General features: G+C 48.3%; 20 protein-coding genes and 1 tRNA gene. 11 read left to right on the plus strand and 10 right to left on the minus strand.

The window, feature by feature from the left end; translation table 11 throughout:
• Positions 1-9 precede the first annotated feature (9 nt).
• The 10 genes from CPA59_RS02715 to CPA59_RS02760 all read left to right on the plus strand — a co-directional run bounded on the left by CPA59_RS02715 (position 10) and on the right by CPA59_RS02760 (position 9860).
• Positions 10-1221 carry a glycosyltransferase family 4 protein gene (locus CPA59_RS02715; protein ID WP_049854656.1) on the plus strand — a complete coding sequence of 404 codons (1212 nt, stop codon included), beginning with the start codon at positions 10-12 and terminating at the stop codon, positions 1219-1221.
• Between the two features lies 1 nt (position 1222).
• Positions 1223-2335 (plus strand): glycosyltransferase family 4 protein, encoded by a 1113-nt coding sequence (locus tag CPA59_RS02720; RefSeq protein WP_049854612.1) that lies wholly within the window; start codon positions 1223-1225, stop codon positions 2333-2335.
• A gap of 18 nt (positions 2336-2353) precedes the next feature.
• Positions 2354-2761: a hypothetical protein gene (locus CPA59_RS02725; RefSeq protein WP_038917744.1), complete on the plus strand. Its 408-nt coding sequence runs from the start codon at positions 2354-2356 to the stop codon at positions 2759-2761.
• A gap of 38 nt (positions 2762-2799) precedes the next feature.
• Positions 2800-4194 carry a DUF4832 domain-containing protein gene (locus tag CPA59_RS02730; protein WP_107758656.1) on the plus strand — a complete coding sequence of 465 codons (1395 nt, stop codon included), beginning with the start codon at positions 2800-2802 and terminating at the stop codon, positions 4192-4194.
• 26 nt (positions 4195-4220) lie between these two features.
• Positions 4221-4721, plus strand: coding sequence for a serine acetyltransferase (locus CPA59_RS02735; RefSeq protein WP_049854610.1), 501 nt, complete (start codon positions 4221-4223; stop codon positions 4719-4721).
• 492 nt (positions 4722-5213) lie between these two features.
• Positions 5214-5507: a DUF1778 domain-containing protein gene (locus tag CPA59_RS02740; RefSeq protein ID WP_107758657.1), complete on the plus strand. Its 294-nt coding sequence runs from the start codon at positions 5214-5216 to the stop codon at positions 5505-5507.
• A complete protein-coding gene (locus CPA59_RS02745) occupies positions 5504-5998 on the plus strand; it encodes a GNAT family N-acetyltransferase (RefSeq protein WP_094107695.1) in 495 nt (164 codons plus the stop codon). The genes CPA59_RS02740 and CPA59_RS02745 overlap by 4 nt, the downstream gene beginning before the upstream one ends.
• Positions 5999-6120: 122 nt before the next feature.
• On the plus strand, positions 6121-7392 hold the full coding sequence (locus tag CPA59_RS02750; protein ID WP_159077918.1) for a hypothetical protein: 1272 nt from the start codon (positions 6121-6123) through the stop codon (positions 7390-7392).
• A 3-nt stretch (positions 7393-7395) separates the two neighbouring features.
• Complete coding sequence (locus CPA59_RS02755; protein ID WP_107758659.1) at positions 7396-7932, plus strand: hypothetical protein; 537 nt, start codon at positions 7396-7398, stop codon at positions 7930-7932.
• Positions 7920-9860 carry a hypothetical protein gene (locus CPA59_RS02760; RefSeq protein ID WP_107758660.1) on the plus strand — a complete coding sequence of 647 codons (1941 nt, stop codon included), beginning with the start codon at positions 7920-7922 and terminating at the stop codon, positions 9858-9860. Before CPA59_RS02755 ends, CPA59_RS02760 begins: the two co-directional genes overlap by 13 nt.
• Before the next feature lie 474 nt (positions 9861-10334).
• Here the strand turns inward: CPA59_RS02760 and ccdB are convergent, their stop codons facing one another.
• The 4 genes from ccdB to CPA59_RS02785 all read right to left on the minus strand — a co-directional run bounded on the left by ccdB (position 10335) and on the right by CPA59_RS02785 (position 12911).
• Positions 10335-10640, minus strand: a complete 306-nt coding sequence (gene ccdB, locus CPA59_RS02765) for a type II toxin-antitoxin system toxin CcdB (RefSeq protein ID WP_107758661.1) — start codon at positions 10638-10640, stop codon at positions 10335-10337.
• Between the two features lie 2 nt (positions 10641-10642).
• Positions 10643-10861 carry a type II toxin-antitoxin system antitoxin CcdA gene (gene ccdA / locus CPA59_RS02770; RefSeq protein ID WP_015855076.1) on the minus strand — a complete coding sequence of 73 codons (219 nt, stop codon included), beginning with the start codon at positions 10859-10861 and terminating at the stop codon, positions 10643-10645.
• A 58-nt stretch (positions 10862-10919) separates the two neighbouring features.
• The gene (mobC, locus tag CPA59_RS02775) at positions 10920-11663 is read right to left on the minus strand and encodes a MobC family replication-relaxation protein (protein WP_107758662.1); all 744 of its coding nucleotides are present in this window, start codon (positions 11661-11663) and stop codon (positions 10920-10922) included.
• 906 nt (positions 11664-12569) lie between these two features.
• On the minus strand, positions 12570-12911 hold the full coding sequence (locus CPA59_RS02785; protein WP_107760759.1) for a hypothetical protein: 342 nt from the start codon (positions 12909-12911) through the stop codon (positions 12570-12572).
• A gap of 185 nt (positions 12912-13096) precedes the next feature.
• On the opposite strand from CPA59_RS02785, the gene CPA59_RS02790 reads away from it, so the two are divergent.
• Positions 13097-13291: a YlcI/YnfO family protein gene (locus CPA59_RS02790; protein ID WP_010299634.1), complete on the plus strand. Its 195-nt coding sequence runs from the start codon at positions 13097-13099 to the stop codon at positions 13289-13291.
• Between the two features lie 106 nt (positions 13292-13397).
• On the opposite strand, the gene CPA59_RS02795 is transcribed toward CPA59_RS02790, so the two are convergent.
• The 6 genes from CPA59_RS02795 to CPA59_RS02820 all read right to left on the minus strand — a co-directional run bounded on the left by CPA59_RS02795 (position 13398) and on the right by CPA59_RS02820 (position 19229).
• Positions 13398-14657 carry an integrase arm-type DNA-binding domain-containing protein gene (locus CPA59_RS02795; RefSeq protein WP_107758664.1) on the minus strand — a complete coding sequence of 420 codons (1260 nt, stop codon included), beginning with the start codon at positions 14655-14657 and terminating at the stop codon, positions 13398-13400.
• Between the two features lie 161 nt (positions 14658-14818).
• Positions 14819-14894: transfer RNA gene (locus CPA59_RS02800), tRNA-Phe, on the minus strand.
• A gap of 162 nt (positions 14895-15056) precedes the next feature.
• Positions 15057-15632, minus strand: coding sequence for a transcriptional regulator (locus CPA59_RS02805; protein WP_038917759.1), 576 nt, complete (start codon positions 15630-15632; stop codon positions 15057-15059).
• Positions 15633-15726: 94 nt separating this feature from the next.
• Complete coding sequence (locus CPA59_RS02810) at positions 15727-17457, minus strand: protein-disulfide reductase DsbD (protein ID WP_107758665.1); 1731 nt, start codon at positions 17455-17457, stop codon at positions 15727-15729.
• On the minus strand, positions 17433-17813 hold the full coding sequence (gene cutA, locus CPA59_RS02815; protein WP_159077919.1) for a divalent cation tolerance protein CutA: 381 nt from the start codon (positions 17811-17813) through the stop codon (positions 17433-17435). The genes CPA59_RS02810 and cutA overlap by 25 nt, the downstream gene beginning before the upstream one ends.
• Positions 17814-17927: 114 nt before the next feature.
• Complete coding sequence (locus CPA59_RS02820; protein ID WP_038917762.1) at positions 17928-19229, minus strand: anaerobic C4-dicarboxylate transporter; 1302 nt, start codon at positions 19227-19229, stop codon at positions 17928-17930.
• Positions 19230-19375 lie beyond the last annotated feature (146 nt).

Below are 19375 nucleotides of genomic sequence, written 5' to 3' on the forward strand. Positions count from 1 at the left end.
GCAGGTATGATGAAAGTTTTATTAGTCAATAAATTCTTCTATATCAAGGGCGGCGCGGAAACGGTTTATTTTCAGGAAAGCGATATGCTGAAAAAGGCTGGCGTTGAGGTTATCGCTTTCTCAATGCAGCATGAAAATAACTTCCCGTCAGATTACTCTCCCTATTTTGTTGATAATGTGGATTATCATCAGCGCAGCGGCGTGATCGGAGCAGTTAAAACGGCCGTGAACTTTATTCATAACGCTGAGGCATGTAAGAAGTTGCTGGCGTTATTGCGTAAAGAAAAGCCGGATATTGTTCATTTTCATAATATCTATCATCAGCTCACGCCGTCGTTGATTAAAATTGCCCGTCAGTTTGGGTGTAAAACAGTGTTAACGGCCCATGACTACAAGATTATCTGCCCGTCGTACACCATGTTGCGCGATGGCAAAGTCTGTGACGCCTGTTTAACCGGCTCGGTATTTAACGCCTTTAAATATCGTTGCCAGCAAGGCTCCGCTTCGAAAAGCCTGCTGCTTTCGTTAGAAGGCGCCTGGCAGAATATTGCCAAAAATTATCAGGCGTTGGATGCGATCGTTTCGCCCAGCGAATTTCTACGTAGTCAATTAATTCGCAAGCTGCCGAATTCCCGTATTGACGTGATTGTGAACGGCATTAATGACAGCCTGCCGGTGGAGGATGTTGAAGACGACGGCTATTTTCTTTTTATTGGCCGCCTGAGTCGGGAAAAAGGCGTGGCTACGCTGGCCAGAGCGCATCAGCAAATGCGCAATAAAATTCCGTTAAAGATCGCAGGCAGCGGGCCGCTGTATGACGATCTGGTCGCGCAATTTCCGAATGCGGAATTCCTGGGCTATAAACAGCAGGGCGAAGAACTTAACCAGCTTATTAAATATGCGCGCGCGGTGGTGGTTCCTTCCGAATATTATGAAAACTGTTCAATGTCGGTGCTGGAATCGATGGCGTTCGCCAAACCAGTAGTGGGCGGGCGTATTGGCGGCATTCCCGAACAAATTCGCGATAATGTAGACGGCGTTTTATTCGAACCAGGCAATGTGCAGGCATTAGCCGATGTGCTGGATGACCTGGCGTTGAATCCGCAAAAAGCCAGAGAAATGGGATTGAATGCGCGTCAGCGTCTTAGCGAAAAATATTCATTACGTAAACACACAGAATCTTTATTGGCGCTTTATCAGGAATTATTAAACGATAAATAATATGACTACGAAAATTACCGTTCTGGGAACACGTGGCATTCCAAACGTGTTAGGCGGTGTGGAAACACATTGTCAAAATTTATACCCGACTATTAAACAGCAATTTGATGTGGATATTTGCGTTCTCGCACGTTCACCTTATGTTAATTATAAAGAATCACAGTATCAGGGAGTAACGACTCGCGCTTTATTAGCGCCGAAAAAACGTTCATTAGAAGCAATAGTCCATTCGGTACTGGCGGCATTTATCACCTGCTTTGATCAGTCCACGGTAGTACATGTCCACGCTATTGGCCCAGGGCTGGTGGTGCCGCTTCTGCGTCTGCTGGGTAAAAAAGTGGTTTTTACTCATCATGGCCCGGACTATGACCGCCAGAAGTGGGGGTTCCTGGCAAAGAAAGTGTTGTTGCTGGGTGAAAAGGTGGCCGTGAAATATGCCAATGAAGTGATTGTAATCTCCGAAGTTATTAATAATATGATCAAGCAGAAATATGGACGAAATGATGCTCATCTTATCTATAACGGCGTGAACTTATCTCAGCAATTAACACCGGAAGTTATCAATCAAACGTTGGCGCGTTTTTCTCTTCAGCCACAAAACTATTTGGTTGCGGTTGGCCGTTTTGTGGAAGAAAAAGGTTTGCACGATCTCATCACCGCCTATAAGCAATCAGGTATCACGATGCCATTGGTTTTGGTTGGCGATGCCGATCACCCCACTGCGTATAGTATGCGCTTAAAACAGTTAGCCCATGACACCCCTAATGTGGTCCTGACCGGATTTTTAAAAGGTCATGAACTGCAAACTGTCTTTTCACAGGCTAAACTCTTTGTGATGCCTTCATATCATGAAGGGTTACCCATTGCGCTGCTGGAGGCCATGTCGTTTTCATTGCCTGTCGTGGTTAGCAATATTCCCGCTAATCTGGAGGTGAAATTAGCGCCAGACACCTATTTTAATGTTGGAGACGTGGCGGATTTATCCGAAAAAATTACACAGCGCTCTAAATCGTTTGCTGTTGATTACTCTGAATATTTACAAAGGTATAATTGGAAAAAAATCGCGCAACAAACGATGGCGGTTTATACCTCAGTCAATAGGTCAATGAGTTAATAAATCAATAGGTAAATAGTGAACGAATCGAATCAACGTCCGTTAGTCATTGAACGCTTCTATGAAGCCCTTGATGGGAACATTGACGCAGAACTTACCCTGGAACAACGGCAGGCCGTTGAACAGGCGGTGTTGTCGATCACAGCGGCTTCAATGCACTGGGTCGACGTGCGTAAGAGTTTCCCTTTTTTTAGCCGACGCTATTATTTCGTCTTTTTATTTGGCCAGGATCACCGTAAACGTCCCCGTAAAGAATCAACGCTGTTTTGCATACTGCTGACCGCGTTGATCCTGTTTACCTGCCTGTTCTGTACGCTTGCGGCGCTATTGACGCTGTACATGATTAAGTCTGCCTTGGGTATTGATATTTTCCCACATTTCCACTTAGGGATTTGGGATTGGTGGCTCAGACTGAAGGATCACTGACCTCCGGTTTCTACTGACGTGGAAATAAGGAGTCTTAGATGAATCTTAAAATGATTGCGGTAGGAGGTTTGTTATTTTCTGTAGTGGGTGTGGCTGGAGGCACGATGACAACCGTCACTCCCAAAGGGCTAAATGGCCCGTTAACGAATCCGGGCAATGGCGTTGCCAGCTTTAACAAGGGTAATGGCGCTACGCTATCGCTGGCTGATTATCCCGACACCGGTATTGAATATGATCGCCTGTACTGGAGTGAACTGGAGCCGGTCGAAGGCCAGTATAACTTTCAACTGGTGGATACTATTTTCGAACTGGCTAGCCAGCATCAACCGGCGATGAACGTGGGGCTGCGCTTTATGGCGCTTGATGAGCCTGCCAGCGGCTCGAAGATTCCTGACTGGTTGATCCAAAAAGGGATCAAGGGCGAGTGGACGCCGGACAAAAAAACCTTTGTGCCGGATCTGGACGATCCGTTGTTTATCGAATATAGCCAGCGTTTGCTTAACGCTTTTGGTCAGCGCTATGACGGTAATTTGAATCTGGCTTATATCGATATTGGGTTGGTGGGGTCATGGGGAGAGTGGCACAACAGTAATTTCCCGACCATTAAGCCGCTGCTTGAGCGTTACACATCAGCCCAGTTAGATAAGTACGTAAAAATGTATTTTGCCGCGTTTCCCAGCTGCCCAAAAATCATGCTGATTAACGGCGGCGACACTCTGGCAAGCGCCGTGAAACAAGGTGCGGGATGGCGCGCCGACTGCTTGGGCGACTGGCATAATTTTTCGACGACGTGGAGTCACATGCAAGATGATTATCCGCAGCGGCTGCAAAACGCGGCGGCGCTTTATCCAAACTTTAGTACGGTGTGGCAACGTGCGCCGGTGAGTCTGGAAATCTGTGGCTATATGTCGGAGTGGCAGAGCGTTCAGCATTATACGCGTGAGCAAGTGCAGGCGACCTTTGACTGGGCGTTGGCACAACACGCCAGCACCATTAATCTGAAATCGCGCAGCGTGCCGACGGAGTATCGGGACATCGTGGATAACGCGCTGACCAAACTCGGCTATCGTTTCCGCCTGGCTTCTTTAACGCATGAGTCCGAATTAGCGCAAGGGCAGAGTCTGATACTAAATAATCAGTGGGTTAATGACGGCGTAGCGCCCATTTATCTGAAATATGATTTGGCCTATCGCGTGGTGAATAATGACAACAGCGCGATGAGTATGGGAAAAACTGCGGATGACATTCGCTCTTGGTTGCCGGGGCAGCATACGTCCGTCTACCAACTGACGATGCCGGAAGCACTGCCAGCCGGGCTGTATAATATTGACGTGGCGATACTGGACACAAAGGGAGTATCGCGAATTAATCTCGCCAACGAGGGCAAACAGGCCGACGGTTGGTATCGGGTTTCCACGGTAACGGTGCACTGAGCACGGAATTAAGAATAGATATTCATATGCTGAACAATATCGGCCATGTATGGCGTGAAGTAAAAACGGCGGGCAGTGTTAAAGCCAAACTGGTAATACTGCTGTTCCGCCTTGCTACCCTCTACCAGTCATCAAATGCGCTGCTGAAAATTATCAGCATTCCTTTTGTGATTCTGAATAAAGTGATTAATGAATGGCTGTTTTGTGTGGAAATCCCGCACAGAACCCAAATCGGCTTTGGGCTGAAAATATATCATCCGCACTGCATTGTGGTGAATTCCGACGTCATCATCGGGACGAACTGCACATTACGGCAGGGGGTGACCATTGGCAGCGTGATAAACCGTGAAGGTCAGGTCACTAAAAGTCCGGTGCTGGGCAATCAGGTGGAGCTTGGCGCCAATGCCATTCTGCTTGGCGACATTACATTAGGCGATAACGTAAAAGTTGGCGCAGGAACCGTGGTTACCAAAAGTCTTGCTGCGGATAAAATAGTCGTGGGGTATGGCGTCAGGGAATTGAATTGAGAGAGTGCTTATTTTTGTGCGGGTGTAATGAGACGGAAGGTTACAGACGGTAGTGATCGTCTATGGGCTAAATAATGATGACGGACTCGGACTAACGCCGCAGGCGTTGAACAGCGCAGTTATCGCGCTGGTCCATAGGGCGAGCTTCGTAGAAGCGAGTTATCGAACGCAGTTCGATGGAGAGTCCGCAAGCTGAAAAGCAAAAAACCAGCCTGTAGGCTGGTTTTTCTGAATAAGTGGTGCCCGGACTCGGGATCATTCAGCTTTCTATTAAGTTGAAATGTAGCATAAATTTTAATCGTACTAGTTGTCAAGACCCATAGATTGACCCGTGTTTTCATAGATAGATCAGAATGATGGGTCACATGCGATAAAGAAATGTCCGGTTCGTTCCTTCGGTTCGATTCCCTATGATGTCTATAAATCGTAATGACATTAGCGTTACGGTTGCTGTATGATTAATATCCAGAGAGTATAATCGAGGATAACATCATGCCAGCGACGAACAGCGTTTCTGTTAAACGCGAAACACTAAATTTACGCATCAAGCCTGCCGAACGCGATCTAATCGATCGTGCTGCAAAGGCCAGAGGAAAAAATCGTACTGATTTTGTCCTTGAGGCTGCGCGTGCCGCCGCAGAGGAAGCGTTGATCGATCAACGCATCATCATGGCAGATCCCGATGCTTATCAGGAATTCCTCGCCCGTTTGGATCAGGTTCCTTCACCGAATGCTGCGCTGCGCAAAACCATGCAAACACCTGCACCGTGGGAACAGAAAAAATGATCTCTGCTCCTGAGCCACTCCACGCCGAACATGCACTTTCCTCGTTCTGTTGCGGTGTGGAGTCTATGGATAACTGGCTAAAACTACGGGCGATGAAAAATCAGGTCACTGGAGCATCACGAACTTTCGTCAGTTGCGATGATTCAAAAGTGCTGGCGTATTACTCATTGGCTTCCAGCGCCGTGGCAACGAATGCCGCTCCCGGACGTTTTCGCCGCAATATGCCCGATCCAATCCCGGTCGTGGTGCTGGGTCGTCTGGCGGTAGATAAATCATTACATGGTCAGGGTGTTGGCCGGGCGCTGGTACGAGATGCTGGGCTACGGGTGATTCAGGTGGCGGATACTATCGGCATTCGCGGGATGCTGGTTCATGCGCTGTCTGATGAAGCACGGGAGTTTTACCTGCGGGTGGGATTTGAGCCTTCGCCGATAGATCCGATGATGCTGATGGTGACGTTGGGGGATTTGGTGGGGAGTTTATCAATTTGAAATTGATGTTGTGCCTGTGAACATCAAAAATTACTGGTTCGATTTGCTGGGATACTTACATTGCACCGACTGTTGAATATGTTAGGATAGAATACATTATTTTCTCTAATGACTACCACTTCATGATTCCACAAACTATAAATAGAGAAGCAGCGAAAACTTCTGGAAGCGGATTGTTATTTCAAAGAGTTAGGGCAGTTCATCGCCTCTTAAATTTGATAAGCAAACTGGGTAAGAAAACTTGTTATTGTGCAACGGAATTCATTGAAGACTCTGCGACCCTAGTTGTAGAAGATGCTGTTGCAACTATAGGAATAGAAGAGAATAAAAAATACTCAAGTGGCCTGAGTTTTAATTCAGAGGCAATAAAAAATACGATTGTGGCTTTTGCAGATCAATATATAAGTCACTTTAAAGACTCAAAGACAATTGATTTTTCAATGTTTTGTCACGCTCAAATATCAGATGAGCAACTTGATAATTCAATTTTAAATGTAGTTGTTCCTAACCTTCAACTTAGTCAAACCAAAACTACAAAGCTCAGCATATTGAAGAGATTATCTCTAAAGATAGCACTCACACAAGATGAAATAACTATAGCAAAATTTTTATTTTTTCAGGAATACGAAAAACAATATGCTATTTATGCTGATAAAGATAAAACAGTAATTACATCTTATGGTGGAAACCACAAGGTTATATCTCAATGGACTAATCAAGATTTTTACGAATTTTTATCTTCTATTGATTTTGTTATAACTGAATCAGATAGAGATAGCTATGATGATGAAGTTATGAAAAGTATCAAGGATTGCCAATTCTATGATCATCGACATTATGGGCTTGAAAATATAATTCTTGGTGCCTTGGAAAGTTTGTTCGATAGAAACCAACAAGATGAAAGAAAGTTTGGACGTTTTGTTAGTCGTGAAATGGTACAAGTCATTTTTCTACAAGCAGCCTCAAATCAAAATGAACTTAAACCTATAGATCCTGCATGGAAAATATTCGAAGATCTTGATGTAAGTGATCAGAGAAATCTTGAGGAAAAATTGAGAGCTGTCTGTAATGACATTAAAAATAAAAAAATCCAACTTCTAAGTTTCACCGCCACTAAAGCAAGAACTAATGAAGAGTTATTTGGACAGGAGTATATTTCCTTAAGATGCAACTTTTACGAGTGGTGTAGCGATTATATTTCTGGACATTTTTCACAGATAAGTTACACATCAGACGATATACTAGCCCATTTAGACCAAATGGTAGAGTTATGCTATGATAATATTCAACAACTTAAAAAAACTTATCGAATGAGCATTGATGATAAACTAACGATTCGTGGTATAATTTTAACATTGGTTGATGATTGTTACTTAGCATTCGACGAAGAATAGATTATGAACACAAATAAAAATAAGGATAAACTAAAAAGAATAAGCTTTGTTTCTGGCGAAGACTTTTACTTTTTAACTTACTTAATAATTATTTGTCTCAAAGAGTTTTCTAATAAAAAGCTTGTTTTTAAAGACCATAGGAAACTTACGTTTTTGATGCAAATAATTTCCAGTTCCACTGCTGTTAATATTCTTGTTGAGAATCATGGTGAGGGTGTTTTAAAGCCATTCGACAAGGAATATTTATTTGATATATATGTGAAAGCTTCCTTACACCAAAGAGAAGTTTATAAAATAGTAAGGAGCCTAGAAAAAAGCGGAGTAATCTCGGTAATTGATACTGAAAAAATTGATTGTTATAATGTTGAGGTTAAGAATAACGACCTTTTTAGTTCTTTTTTTGATACGGAACTTTTTAGTAGAGAATTAAATAATACAGCCATTTTGAAATCTCATTTCAAGTCTATAAATATTCTTGGGCTTGATGGTTTGATTGGAAAGTTTTTCACTGAGTATGGGTTGAATTTATGGGCCAATTAAAAATACATAAAATGCACTACGAGGGTAAGCTTTATAATTTCAGCTCCCCCGAACTGGATAAATTCAAAGTCAACATAGTCGAAGCACCTAATGGATGCGGAAAATCTACTTTTTTCGACCTTATTTATTATGGGTTAGGAGGAAAAGTTCCTCATTTCAGCAGCACTGAAAAAGAAAAACATAATGAAATAGTCAATGATAAGTCAAACTTTGTTGAGTTAGAAGTTTCATTGAAAAGCAAATCTTTCAAATTCATAAGAAAAATCGGTGAGAACCTTATTACTATCCTTTCAGATAAACCCTTCTTAAACAATGATGGGTCATCTGTAGACTTCTTATGTTTGGCTATTAATAGAAACAAATCGGAAGACTATATATTTTCAGATTGGATTCTTGAACAACTTAACATCCCGAGCATTGAGATTTTTCACGCAGGTAAAAACTTCAAAATAGGCTTTAACGATTTATTACGCCTTGTATATCATAACCAAGGTACTGATGTTAACGGTATCTATAAACCTGCTGATAATCAAAACTATATCAGTGATTCAGTATTCCTTAGAAAAGCCATCTTCGAAGTTTTGATGGGAAAGACCTTAGTCAAACTTTATGAAGCTTACGGTAACCTAAAGCGCAAGCAGTCAGAACATGAAAAAGCCAATGCGATACTTTCTGAATATAGAAATATTGTTTCAGTAATGTATAAACAACTTGGCTTCAAAGAAGTTATTAATGATTACCACTTAACCAAAGAAATAAATGATTTGGAAGAGTCTGTTGAGCGTTTAATATCTTTTCGCTCAGAAAAACTAACCTCGAAAATTAGTGAAAATGCTGGGCTAAGTCATATTACAAGATTGAAGGATACATATGGTCGCGCTGAGCTTAATATAATTGATTTAAAGCGAAAACTTGAAATTAAGCTGAAGGACATTGATTCACTTAATCGTGTAATTAGGCAAACAAGGGAAGATGCTTTTAGGCTCCAGAAAATCATTCACACACACAGACAGTTGGAAATGTTTACACCTGATACTTGTCCATATTGCTTGAAAAATGTTGATAGGCCAAGTGACAAGTGTGTTTGTGGGCATGATATTGATGAAAATGATTATAGAAGATATTTCTATGACCCAGGTGAATATTATACGCTGCTTAAAAGCAAAGTTAAGTCTTTAGAGACGATGGAAGTCGCTCTAAAAACTGCACAGGATGATTTTAAATCTATAGAAAGCGAAATTGAGGCTTCTAATATTTCAAATATTATTTTGAAAGAAGAACTCTCAAGTGCTCTAAATGAAATTGAGTATATTACTAACTTTGATGAAATAGATGATGTAGAAGATCATCTGCTCAGACAAAAGGAGAAAATCAGCAGTTTGAGACAAGCTCTTCAGCTTGAGAAAAACCTTCAGGATTATCAACGTATAAAAGACGCTGCTAAAAGAGACATGGACTTAGCAAAAATTGCTGTCGAAAGGTTGGAAGCCTCATCTGAAGCTGAGCTAATCGATAAAGTTGACAAGTTCAATAAATACTATAATCACTTCATGAAATCTTCATTACTGGATTGTCGAGTCGCAGAGATTAATAATGACGATTACATGCCGCTGATAAACAATGGTGTTTATAAAGAAGCCAGTGCAGCTGTACATAAAAGATTTCTATACTATTTAACACTTCTTCAGCTTTCACTATTAGATGACATTCCTTTCCCTCGCCTGCTGTTAATTGACACGCCGGAGAATATAGGTATTGACAATGTTAATCTTAATCGAATGATTTCATGCTTGGATATGCTTGAGAATCCAAACAATGTTGACTATCAGGTAATTTTGTCTACCGGTGAGAACAAATACCCTGACTCAATGAAAGATAATGTCATCATTAAATTAAATGAGGAAAATAGATTACTCAAAGAAAAATAATATAGCCACCTTTTTATATAGGTAATTTTAAATTTTCACTTTAAATGTTGGGGAGGGAAGCATCAAGTTAACAACTCCTTCCCATGACAGTTTTTAGATAATGATTTAGGTCACCTGGAGTGTGAGTTATTTATTAACGTAAGAGTCTAGGTGAAACGTGCTATTTTTAGAAAGTCTTGATAGAGAGTACTTGGTTAATCCTTACCATTTCATTTCTATGATGCTTTCATCCTCCTAATTTTAATAGGTGGTAATATGTTAAAAACTCTTGAGCCAATACTCTATGTTTCAATTTTTGTGCTGTGTCCAAAATCATATGTACTCGAAATTGAGAGTTCAGAATCGAGCACTACTTCTGCTATAAACTCAAACTGTCAATATCCCGTCAAACAGAGCCATTCATTTTAAGAAATTTTCAGCATACTTGTACATAACGCGATAAATCAGGCTCAATGTGAATGCGTTGAACCTCTCTCAAATCCCCCAAAACATAAGATTAATAGCATCCTTAATCTCATCAGCGTAGTTGCCAAGATCCGCGATTTCTTCACCAATAACCTCAACAGGAACGCTCGATAGTTCAGTTGTCATCAACCGATAATCTTCGCCATCGATGCGAAGCAGAGGGAACAACATCTTATTCACTTTCTCAGACAGATGATGTGCTTCGATAAGCGGAATGGCCATGCGCCGCTTGGGTGTCTCGACAATATCACTCTGCACATCGACAAACATTTTGTAGTGGCTGGTACGTTTGTATTGATAAACAATGAATTGCATGATCACCAGTTCCTGTTTTCATCCGCAAAGGAGCCATTCTGCGCGATAAATCGGGCGACTTCTTCCATCCCTTCGCGGTTTTCCTTCTTCCACTCCTCAGCCTTGATGCGGCGGGCTTCTTTGCCAATGGCGTCATTCACCAGCCCGGAAATATTGACTCCGGCAGCACTCAGAACCTGATAATTGTCTTTGTCCACGGTAACGCTGACGCGGTGTTTCATGATAGTGCTCCTCTTGTGTGCATACTTTGAGTATATACTTCGCGTGGTTGTTCAGCAATTATTCAAAATCTAACGCTAACCGTTTAAGTTCCTCAAACGTATAAACCCGAAAAACATTGCGGTGCTTCGCTTCCAGCGGGATGCGCTGATGGTTGACGATGGCGTATGTCATGCTATTAAACATCCGCTCAATAGCTCGCTTTATCTGCGGATCGGGCACGATATAGAAGACGTACATCCAAAGTTTTTGAGTACGGGTTATCAAATGCTGGGTGATAATCGCCTGATAACGGGCCTTGGTTTTCAGATGGCGCTCAGTCTCAACGGCGATGACGGTTCCGTCTGGTAACGTTATCACCCCGGCCGGGCGATGATATACCTCATAGCGGCTGCGGAATGTTGAATCAGCGCCGCTGATCCACCCATAAGCGCCTTTCTTTTCCAGAAGGAGCCGTGCTAGCTGACGATCAAGGCGCTGTATCAGTGTCCAGCCCGTGACTTTCGAGGGCTCAAACCGTGCAGGAAAGCCATCCTCATGGGGTGTGGCAACAACTGATAATCCGCCATTGGTGATCCCCCACAGAGAGGTTTTCACCATTCTGGTGTTTATTTCATGCTTTTGGATCAATCCCATGTCGATAGCTTTTGCCAGCAACAGATACAGCGGCTTGTGATTTTTATAATCAAAAAGCAGCATCAACGTTTTAAAGTCGCTGTAGGTTTCTTCTTTCAGAAAGGTGAGCAGAAGTCGCATTTTTTCGTGACTACGCGCCCGGCGTTCACGGTAATCAGAAATCAACATGGTTCCTCCTTCGCATTTTACTGGGGGGGCGCTCTTTCGGTTTTATCGCCTCATTACATGGGCGCATACCTTCGCCCACTGGCATGAGTCGACGTCATGAGGCGATTTTGTTGTGATAAAGAGGTGGCTGCTTTGCAACCATGCGCCGGAAAATACATTTCCCGGCACAGAACGGCGTGCGCCAGTTCATGCGGGCTGGACGCCCTTATTGCCTGTCGCATGGGGGTAATGTCGCGGCTGGACGCCACGCCAAAACCCCCAACGTCAACAGCGGCACACCGTCGCGCGCTACGCGCGACTACCCCCTTTGAGACGCCGTTTTTAGCCCACTTTTTCTTTTGCCCGTTCCGGTCAGCGAAAAAATGGGAAAACGCCTTCAAAGTGGGTAGTCGCGCCTCGCTACCGGCTTGTGGCCGGAGACTTAGCCGCGACGGTGTGCGGGGCTGTCGCCCCCCAAATAAACCGACGCGTGGGCGCGTCTTTTTGCTCGCTGGGGCGGCAAAATTTATTCGGCTCCCCCCGGCCTGCTCGGTTTCCCTTGGGGGAAGCGCTCGCGGGTGGGTTCGGGCGACGCAAATTAGCAATTTCTGCGAAATTGAATTTACTCGCCTCACGCCACGGTTGAATGCCCGCGAGGCGCAGGCATTCAACCGCCTAAACCCGCTGCGTCTTGCATTGTGTTTGAATGGCATGCTGAGCGCGGTCAGCGTTGCGAAAATAAAACGTGCTGGCATGTCTATGTCTACCCCGCTGGAATCAGCCAGTAGGGAAGGCTATCGGGAAAGAGGGGGATTGCCTGCAAACAACTCAATATCGGATGGGAAGAGTTATTGTTATTGAGCCATAAAAGCAAAAAAGCTCTGACCTAACGGCAGAGCTTTAATCAGGCTGGTGATGTTCAGATGGCTATCTGACGGTGAGTGAATGTGCGCGTTTGTGCATCGTGGTAAGGGCTGGGATGAGTAAACTAATTGCAGTTAACCCATGACCCAACTGGCACAAACTTTCTGGTGTAGATTCACACACGTCATTATCGGCAAAGGTAATCAGCGCATCGCCAATGAAATTCAGGCAATGGCAAAGTCCTGCCTGCGTTTCGGCGCAATATTCTGTGACCAGCGAGAGTTCATCATTGTCCATGCGTGAAAAGTCCAGACGAGCCAGCGCGGCACTCATGGCGGAGTAGCGGTTCTCATAATCCGGCAGTGATTGATAAGACGCGCCCGTGTTACTATCGGTGTCAGCCATAGCATTAGTCCTCATAATGTTGTGGTCAGAAGCCCGGTTAGTGTTGGCGCACTGCCGGGTTTCGTTTTTCACCATGAATTCGCTCTTGGTGTTCATACACCTTAACGCTAGGTGCATATACACGTCAACGTGTTTAAAAATATTTTTCCTTGTATAGTGTGCGCTCAGCGAGAAAGGAAAACGGCATGCCTACAGGTTCTAAAAACAAGCGTTCGACCACAAAGGGAATTCGCTTCCCGCATGAGCTTATCGAAGAAATAAACGCCAGCGTTGCGCAGGAGAAAACGGAAGATCCCGATGCTAATTTTTCAGCCTGGGTTCTGGATGCTTGCAACCGAAAACTGGCAGCGCCAAAACGTGACAAGCCTGTGAAACCCTGACGTATAAGAAACATTTGGCAGAATGCTCGATATGGTTTTATGACAACGCTCCTGACGGGGTTTCTATCACATAGAAACCCCGTCAGGAGCCAACAAGCGCAGCGCGTTAGCCAGCCGAATGACTCCGCGCATAGATATACGGCGCGACATATCCTTCGCGGTTGACGTCCAGATAATCCGACCACCACTGCATCATTTCGATTCTGGCTTCCAGATGCTCCGCTTTATGCACGTAAGCCGCCCGCACGCCGTTGCGCTCTTTGTGGCTCATCTGTCGCTCAATGGCGTCTTTTGACCAGCGTCCGGACTCGTTCAGGGCGCTACAGGCCATGGTTCTGAAACCATGCCCACAGATTTCGGTTTTGGTGTCGTAGCCAATCACGCGTAGCGCCTTGTTGATGGTGTTTTCACTCATCGGCTTGTTCAGGGTATGCGCGCCCGGAAAAACGAAGACCGATTCGCCTGAAATTGCCTGAATCTGTTTCAGCAGGGCGACCGCCTGCCGTGACAGCGGCACCAGATGTTCATCCTTCATCTTTGCGCCACGCTCTGAGAATCGCACGCCGTTTACCGCTTCGCGCTGGGCGGGCACGCTCCAGATATGCGCTTTCAGGTTGAATTCATCCCAACGGGCAAAACGCAGCTCACTGGAGCGCAGGAAAACATGCAGATTCAGCTCCAGCGCCAGACGGGTGAGCATCCGGCCTTTGTAGCTGTCAATCTTCGCCAGCAGTTCGGGCAGACGTTTCAGCGGCAGGGCGGGGTGATGTTGGGTCACGACCGGGGTCACGACGCCATCCAAATCGTAAGCCGGATTGTATTTGATGACGCCCTGCTGTACGGCGTGGCGCATGATTTTGGTCAGATGCTGGCGTACCCGTCCGGCGACGTCATGCACGCCTTTGTCGTCAATCGCCTTAACCAACTGCGCCAGATGGCGGGTTTCAACCTGTGCGATATCCATCGCGCCAATCGCGGGGAAAACGTAGCGTTTCAGGCAGGTGAGAATTTTATCGGCGTGCGCGTCTGACCAGAGTTTAAGACTGCTGGTGTGCCATGCGGTTGCGACATACTGAAAGGTGCGGGATTCATCAACGGCGGGATTGTTCGTTTTGCGAAGCTGAGAAGGGCTAATGCCGGACGCCAGCAGCTTACGTGCTGCATCGCGCTTTTCACGGGCTTCCGCCAGCGTGGTTTGAGGGTAGGGGCCAAAGGCCAGACGGTTTTCTTTACCGCCGAGGCGATAGCGGAAATACCATAGCTTAGCGCCGCTGGTGGATACCGTCAGGTATAAGCCTTGCGAATCGGTGAGCTTGTAAGATTTTGCGAGAGGTTTCGCGGATCGGACTTTGCTGTCAGTTAACATGTGAGGGTCACTCCCGTTCATCGAACTGAATGACCCGCAATCTGACCCACAAATTCCCCGATACGAAGGGATAAATCAAAACGCATCGGAAAAGATTTTTACGCCAACTTATTGAATTACATACACATAAGAATTGATAAGGAGGCATAAAAAAGGAAAGGTGGTGCCCGGACTCGGAATCGAACCAAGGACACGGGGATTTTCAATCCCCTGCTCTACCGACTGAGCTATCCGGGCAACGGGGCGCATTAAACCGGATTCAGGCGGCTTCGTCAACGTGAATTCACCCACTTTTTGACGGTTTGGCTGCTTTTTCGGCGTTTATGCGGTTTTTGAATAAATAAGCAACAGCATATCGCCGATGGGCCTGTCGGACGTGGTTCGCCGGGTGCGAAAGCGTTACGCCAGCGCGCCGTGTTTCCGGCACATTGCCACGCGTAGTACGTCTTCCGCCAGCCGTTTCGCCACGGTCACGTCGGACAACTGGCGTTTTACCAACAACTTGCTCAGGCAGCCCTCCAGAATCAGTTCCAGCTGTAATGCCACCATGTCCGTGTCGTCGGTTTCCAGTTCTTCCAGCAACGCTTTGGTGTAGTGGTACGAGGCTTGTTTCTGTTGTTCCGCAATCTGGTGAATGGGGTGGAGCGGGTCCGGGAACGCGCTACAGGCGGCGATGAACAGGCAGCCCGGAAAACGATGCTGGCTGACGGCGTCCTGTAACCGTTGGTAGCGCACCAGCAGCTTTTGCTCCGGGCCGAGTTGTTCATCCAACTGCACCTGTTTGCGCCAGATATTCACCTGCTGGCTGTGATAACGCAGGCTGTCGTACAGCAGGGCTTCACGGTCGGGCCAGAAGGGTTGCAGTTCGGCCGGAGAGACGCCCAACTGGTCGGCCAGCATATCCAGCGTTGTGTCGGCGAATCCGCGCCGTTCCAGCAAGGCCAGCGCCTGCTCCAGAACTTCTTCCCGTTGCATCATGCTCCTCCTGCTCATCAATCATCACTAACCAGTGTGGTTTATCTCCGGCATCTTTCAAGTTTATGACCACCTGCCGCGATATAGCTTGATGTTAGCGCGCCAGCGTCTGCAAGTGCGCGCTAAACGCGGCGGCGTCCATGAAGCCGGTTACACGCGAGCCCGGAATTTCCCGGCCGCTGGCGTCGAAAAACAGAATCGTCGGCAGTCCCAGCACCTGTAGGTGCTGCAATAGCGCCCGCTGCGTTTCGTTGTTGGCGGTGACATCCGCCTGCAATCGTTGCATGGCGGACAGCGACTGCTGCACCGCCGTATCGCGGAAGGTGTATTTTTCGAACTCTTTACAGGCCACGCACCAGTCGGCGTACAGGTCGAGCATGGTGATGCGGTTGTCGCTGCGACTCAGCGCCGTGGTCAGATCATCCAGCGTGTTGGTCGGCGTGAAGTGTAACTGGCTGCCGCTGGTCGGTTCAGCCTGTACCGGCGCGAACACCCAGTCCTGCAACGGCCGGGCCGCCAGCAACGCGCCCAGAAACAGCAGAATCTGCACCATTCGCATGGCGCCGACGTGACTGCGCAGGCTGAGGGCAAATGCCCAGCCGAAAAACGCCACGCCGAGCAGCCCCCACAAGCGCCACTCCCAGACATCGCCCAGCACTCTTCCCAGCAGGAATACCGGCAGCGCCAGAATCACAAACCCGAAACCTTCCTTGACGTGATTCATCCAGGGGCCGCGTTTGGGCAACAGCCGATTGCCGAACAGGGTAATCGCCATCAGCGGCAGCCCCATGCCCAGCGCGTACAGGTACAGCGAGCCGCCGCCGGCCAGCAGGTTGCCGCTTTGGGCGATGTACAACAGCAGCGCGCTGAGCGGCGCGGTGGTGCAGGGCGAGCAAATCAGCCCGGCCAGTGCGCCCATGGCGAAAACCCCGGCAGCGGAGCCGCTTTGCTGGCGATTGCTCCACAGGGTCAGGCGCGTTTGCAGGGATGACGGCAATTGCAGGCTATAGACGCCGAACATCGACAGCGCCAGCGCGACAAACATCACCGACAGCCCGATCAGGACGTAAGGGTGTTGCAATGCCGCCTGAAAACGCAAGCCGGCCGCCGCAACTACCAGGCCGAGCAGGGTGTAGGTCAGCGCCATTCCCTGTACGTACACCATCGTCAGCAACAGCGTACGACCGGCGGACAGCCGTTGCTGGCGGCCGAGAATCAGCCCGGAAATCAGCGGGTACATCGGCAGCACGCAAGGGGTGAAGGCGACGCCAATACCGATGAGCAGCGCCCACAGCGGCGAGAACGGCAACTGCGGGGTATAAGCGCGGTCCGGCTGCGGCGTGACGGCGGTCGGCGTTGCCGGTGTATCGTTGGTGATAGCGCTGGCGATGGCGCTGAGCGGCACCGAACGGGTTTCCGGCGGGTAGCAGAAGCCGGCGTCGGCGCAGCCCTGATAGGTGATGCTGAGCGAAGCGCCGGGCGGCACGTCGCGTAAAGGGACATTGAGCGTCAGCGACTGGCGGTAGATGGCCACCTCGCCGAAAAACTCGTCCCGATGTGGTTCGCCGGGCGGCAGCGTCAGGCCCGGAGGCGCGAGCAGCGCGCTATCCAGCTTGATTTGCTGGCGGTACAGGTAGTAACCGGGGTGGATCTGCCAGTTCAACGTCAGTTGGTTGCCACGCTGGTGAAAATCAAAGGTAAAAGCTTGATCCACCGGCAGGAACTGCGACGTCGCGCTGCGCCCGAAAGGGCTTTGCGCCGGTGCCAGGGTACTGAAAAACAGGCTGAGGCACAGAACCGTCAGCGTAAAGATGCGTTGAGCCATGAGAGATAATCGCTGTCGCCACCCTCGACCGGCAGCACCAGTAATTCTGGCGTCTGGTAAGGATGCTGTTGTTTCAGGTGAGTCAGCAGTGCGGACTGATGTTCCCTGTCGCTTTTAAGCAGCAGTTGAAGTTCCGTCTGCTGTTCCAGTTTACCTTCCCAGTGATACAGGGAAGTGGCGCCCGGCAGTATGGTGACGCAGGCGGCCAGACGCGCTTCCAGCGCGGAGTTGGCCAACCGTCGGGCGCAGTCTTCATCGGGTGCGGTGCAGAGTACTACCACCGCGCTGTTGAATTGCGCATTACTGTTGAATTGCGCATTGTTGCCGAATAACGCATCGTCGTTGGGTTCTGACATCGTGACCTCGATAACGGTAACGGTTGACACACTATACCGTGCGGGGTCGGCAATCGTAAGGCCGGATCGACGCTGGAACGCCGATCCGAAAAAACTTTACGATTCGGTGGAACGTTACAGCACCAGGTGACCGATAACGAAGCCGAAGGCGACCGACAGCGAAATCGCCACCACGCCGGGGATCAGAAACGCATGGTTGAACACGTACTTGCCGATACGGGTTGAACCGGTGTCGTCCATTTCCACCGCCGCCAGCAGCGTGGGGTAGGTGGGCAGCACGAACAGCGCCGATACCGCGGCAAACGAGGCAATCGCCGTCACCGGGCTAACGCCCAGCAGCAGCGCGGCCGGCATTAGCGCTTTGGCGGTAGCGGCCTGCGAATAGAGCAGCGTTGCAGCGAAGAACAGCACCACCGCCAGCATCCACGGGTGGCTCTGCAACAGCGTGCCCGCCGTACTCTGAATATCGGCAAGGTGCGCTTTGACGAAGGTATCGCCCAGCCAGGCTACGCCCATTACGCACACGCAGGCGCTCATGCCGGACTTGAAGGTGCTGGCGCTGAGGATTTGGGCGGTATCGACGTGGCAGGTCAGGCAGATCAACGTGGCGATGGTCAGCATGAACACCACAATCGCTTCGTTGCGCGGCAACACCGGGTTATGAATCAGCCCGACGGTGTCGCTGATGGCGGTGGCGTACAGCACCACGGCGATGATGCCGACAAGAAACAGCCCGACCGAACGTTTGGCGCCCGGTTTCAGCGCCAGTTGGCCGTGACCGCGCAGGGTGACTTCGCCTTTGCGCAGGCGCTCCTGATAAACCTCGTCATCTTTCAGCTCCTTGCCGAGAAAGTTGGTGAACACGGCGGTCAGCATGATGGCGATCAGCGTACTGGGAATGCAGATGCCGAGCAGCGCCAGATAGCTCACGCCTTTCGGTTCCAGCAGACCGGCGACGAAGACCACCGCGGCGGAGATCGGCGAGGCGGTAATGGCGATCTGCGAGGCGACCACTGCGATCGACAGCGGACGGGACGGGCGTATGCCCTGTTCTTTCGCCACCTCGGCGATAACCGGCAGGGTGGAGAACGCGGTGTGGCCGGTGCCAGCCAGCAGTGTCATGAAATAGGTCACCAGCGGCGCGAGAAAGGTGACGTAACGCGGCTGACGGCGCAGCAATTTTTCCGCCAGACTGACCAGATAATCCATGCCGCCTGCTACCTGCATGGCGGCGATAGCGGCGATAACCGCCATGATGATTTCAATCACGTCGAACGGGATCGCGCCCGGTTTGATGTGAAACCCCAGCGTCAGAACCAGTACACCCAGCCCACCGGCAAAACCGATGCCGATGCCGCCGAGTCTGGCGCCTAAATAAATAGCGAGGAGTACGATAAACAGTTCCAGAATAACCATGTTGATGTTCCTTCTGATTTTGTTGTCCGTGACATTGCAAAACGTCTTTCCATATTTTTTTCTTATGGCTGTGGCGACAGCCTGGCCTTTTGCGGCGCGGAAAAAAGTAGCGAATGAATAGTAGTGAATAGAATAAAGGCACGCAG

Source organism: Dickeya sp. Secpp 1600, assembly GCF_003049805.1.
GTDB classification, from domain to species: domain Bacteria; phylum Pseudomonadota; class Gammaproteobacteria; order Enterobacterales; family Enterobacteriaceae; genus Dickeya; species Dickeya fangzhongdai.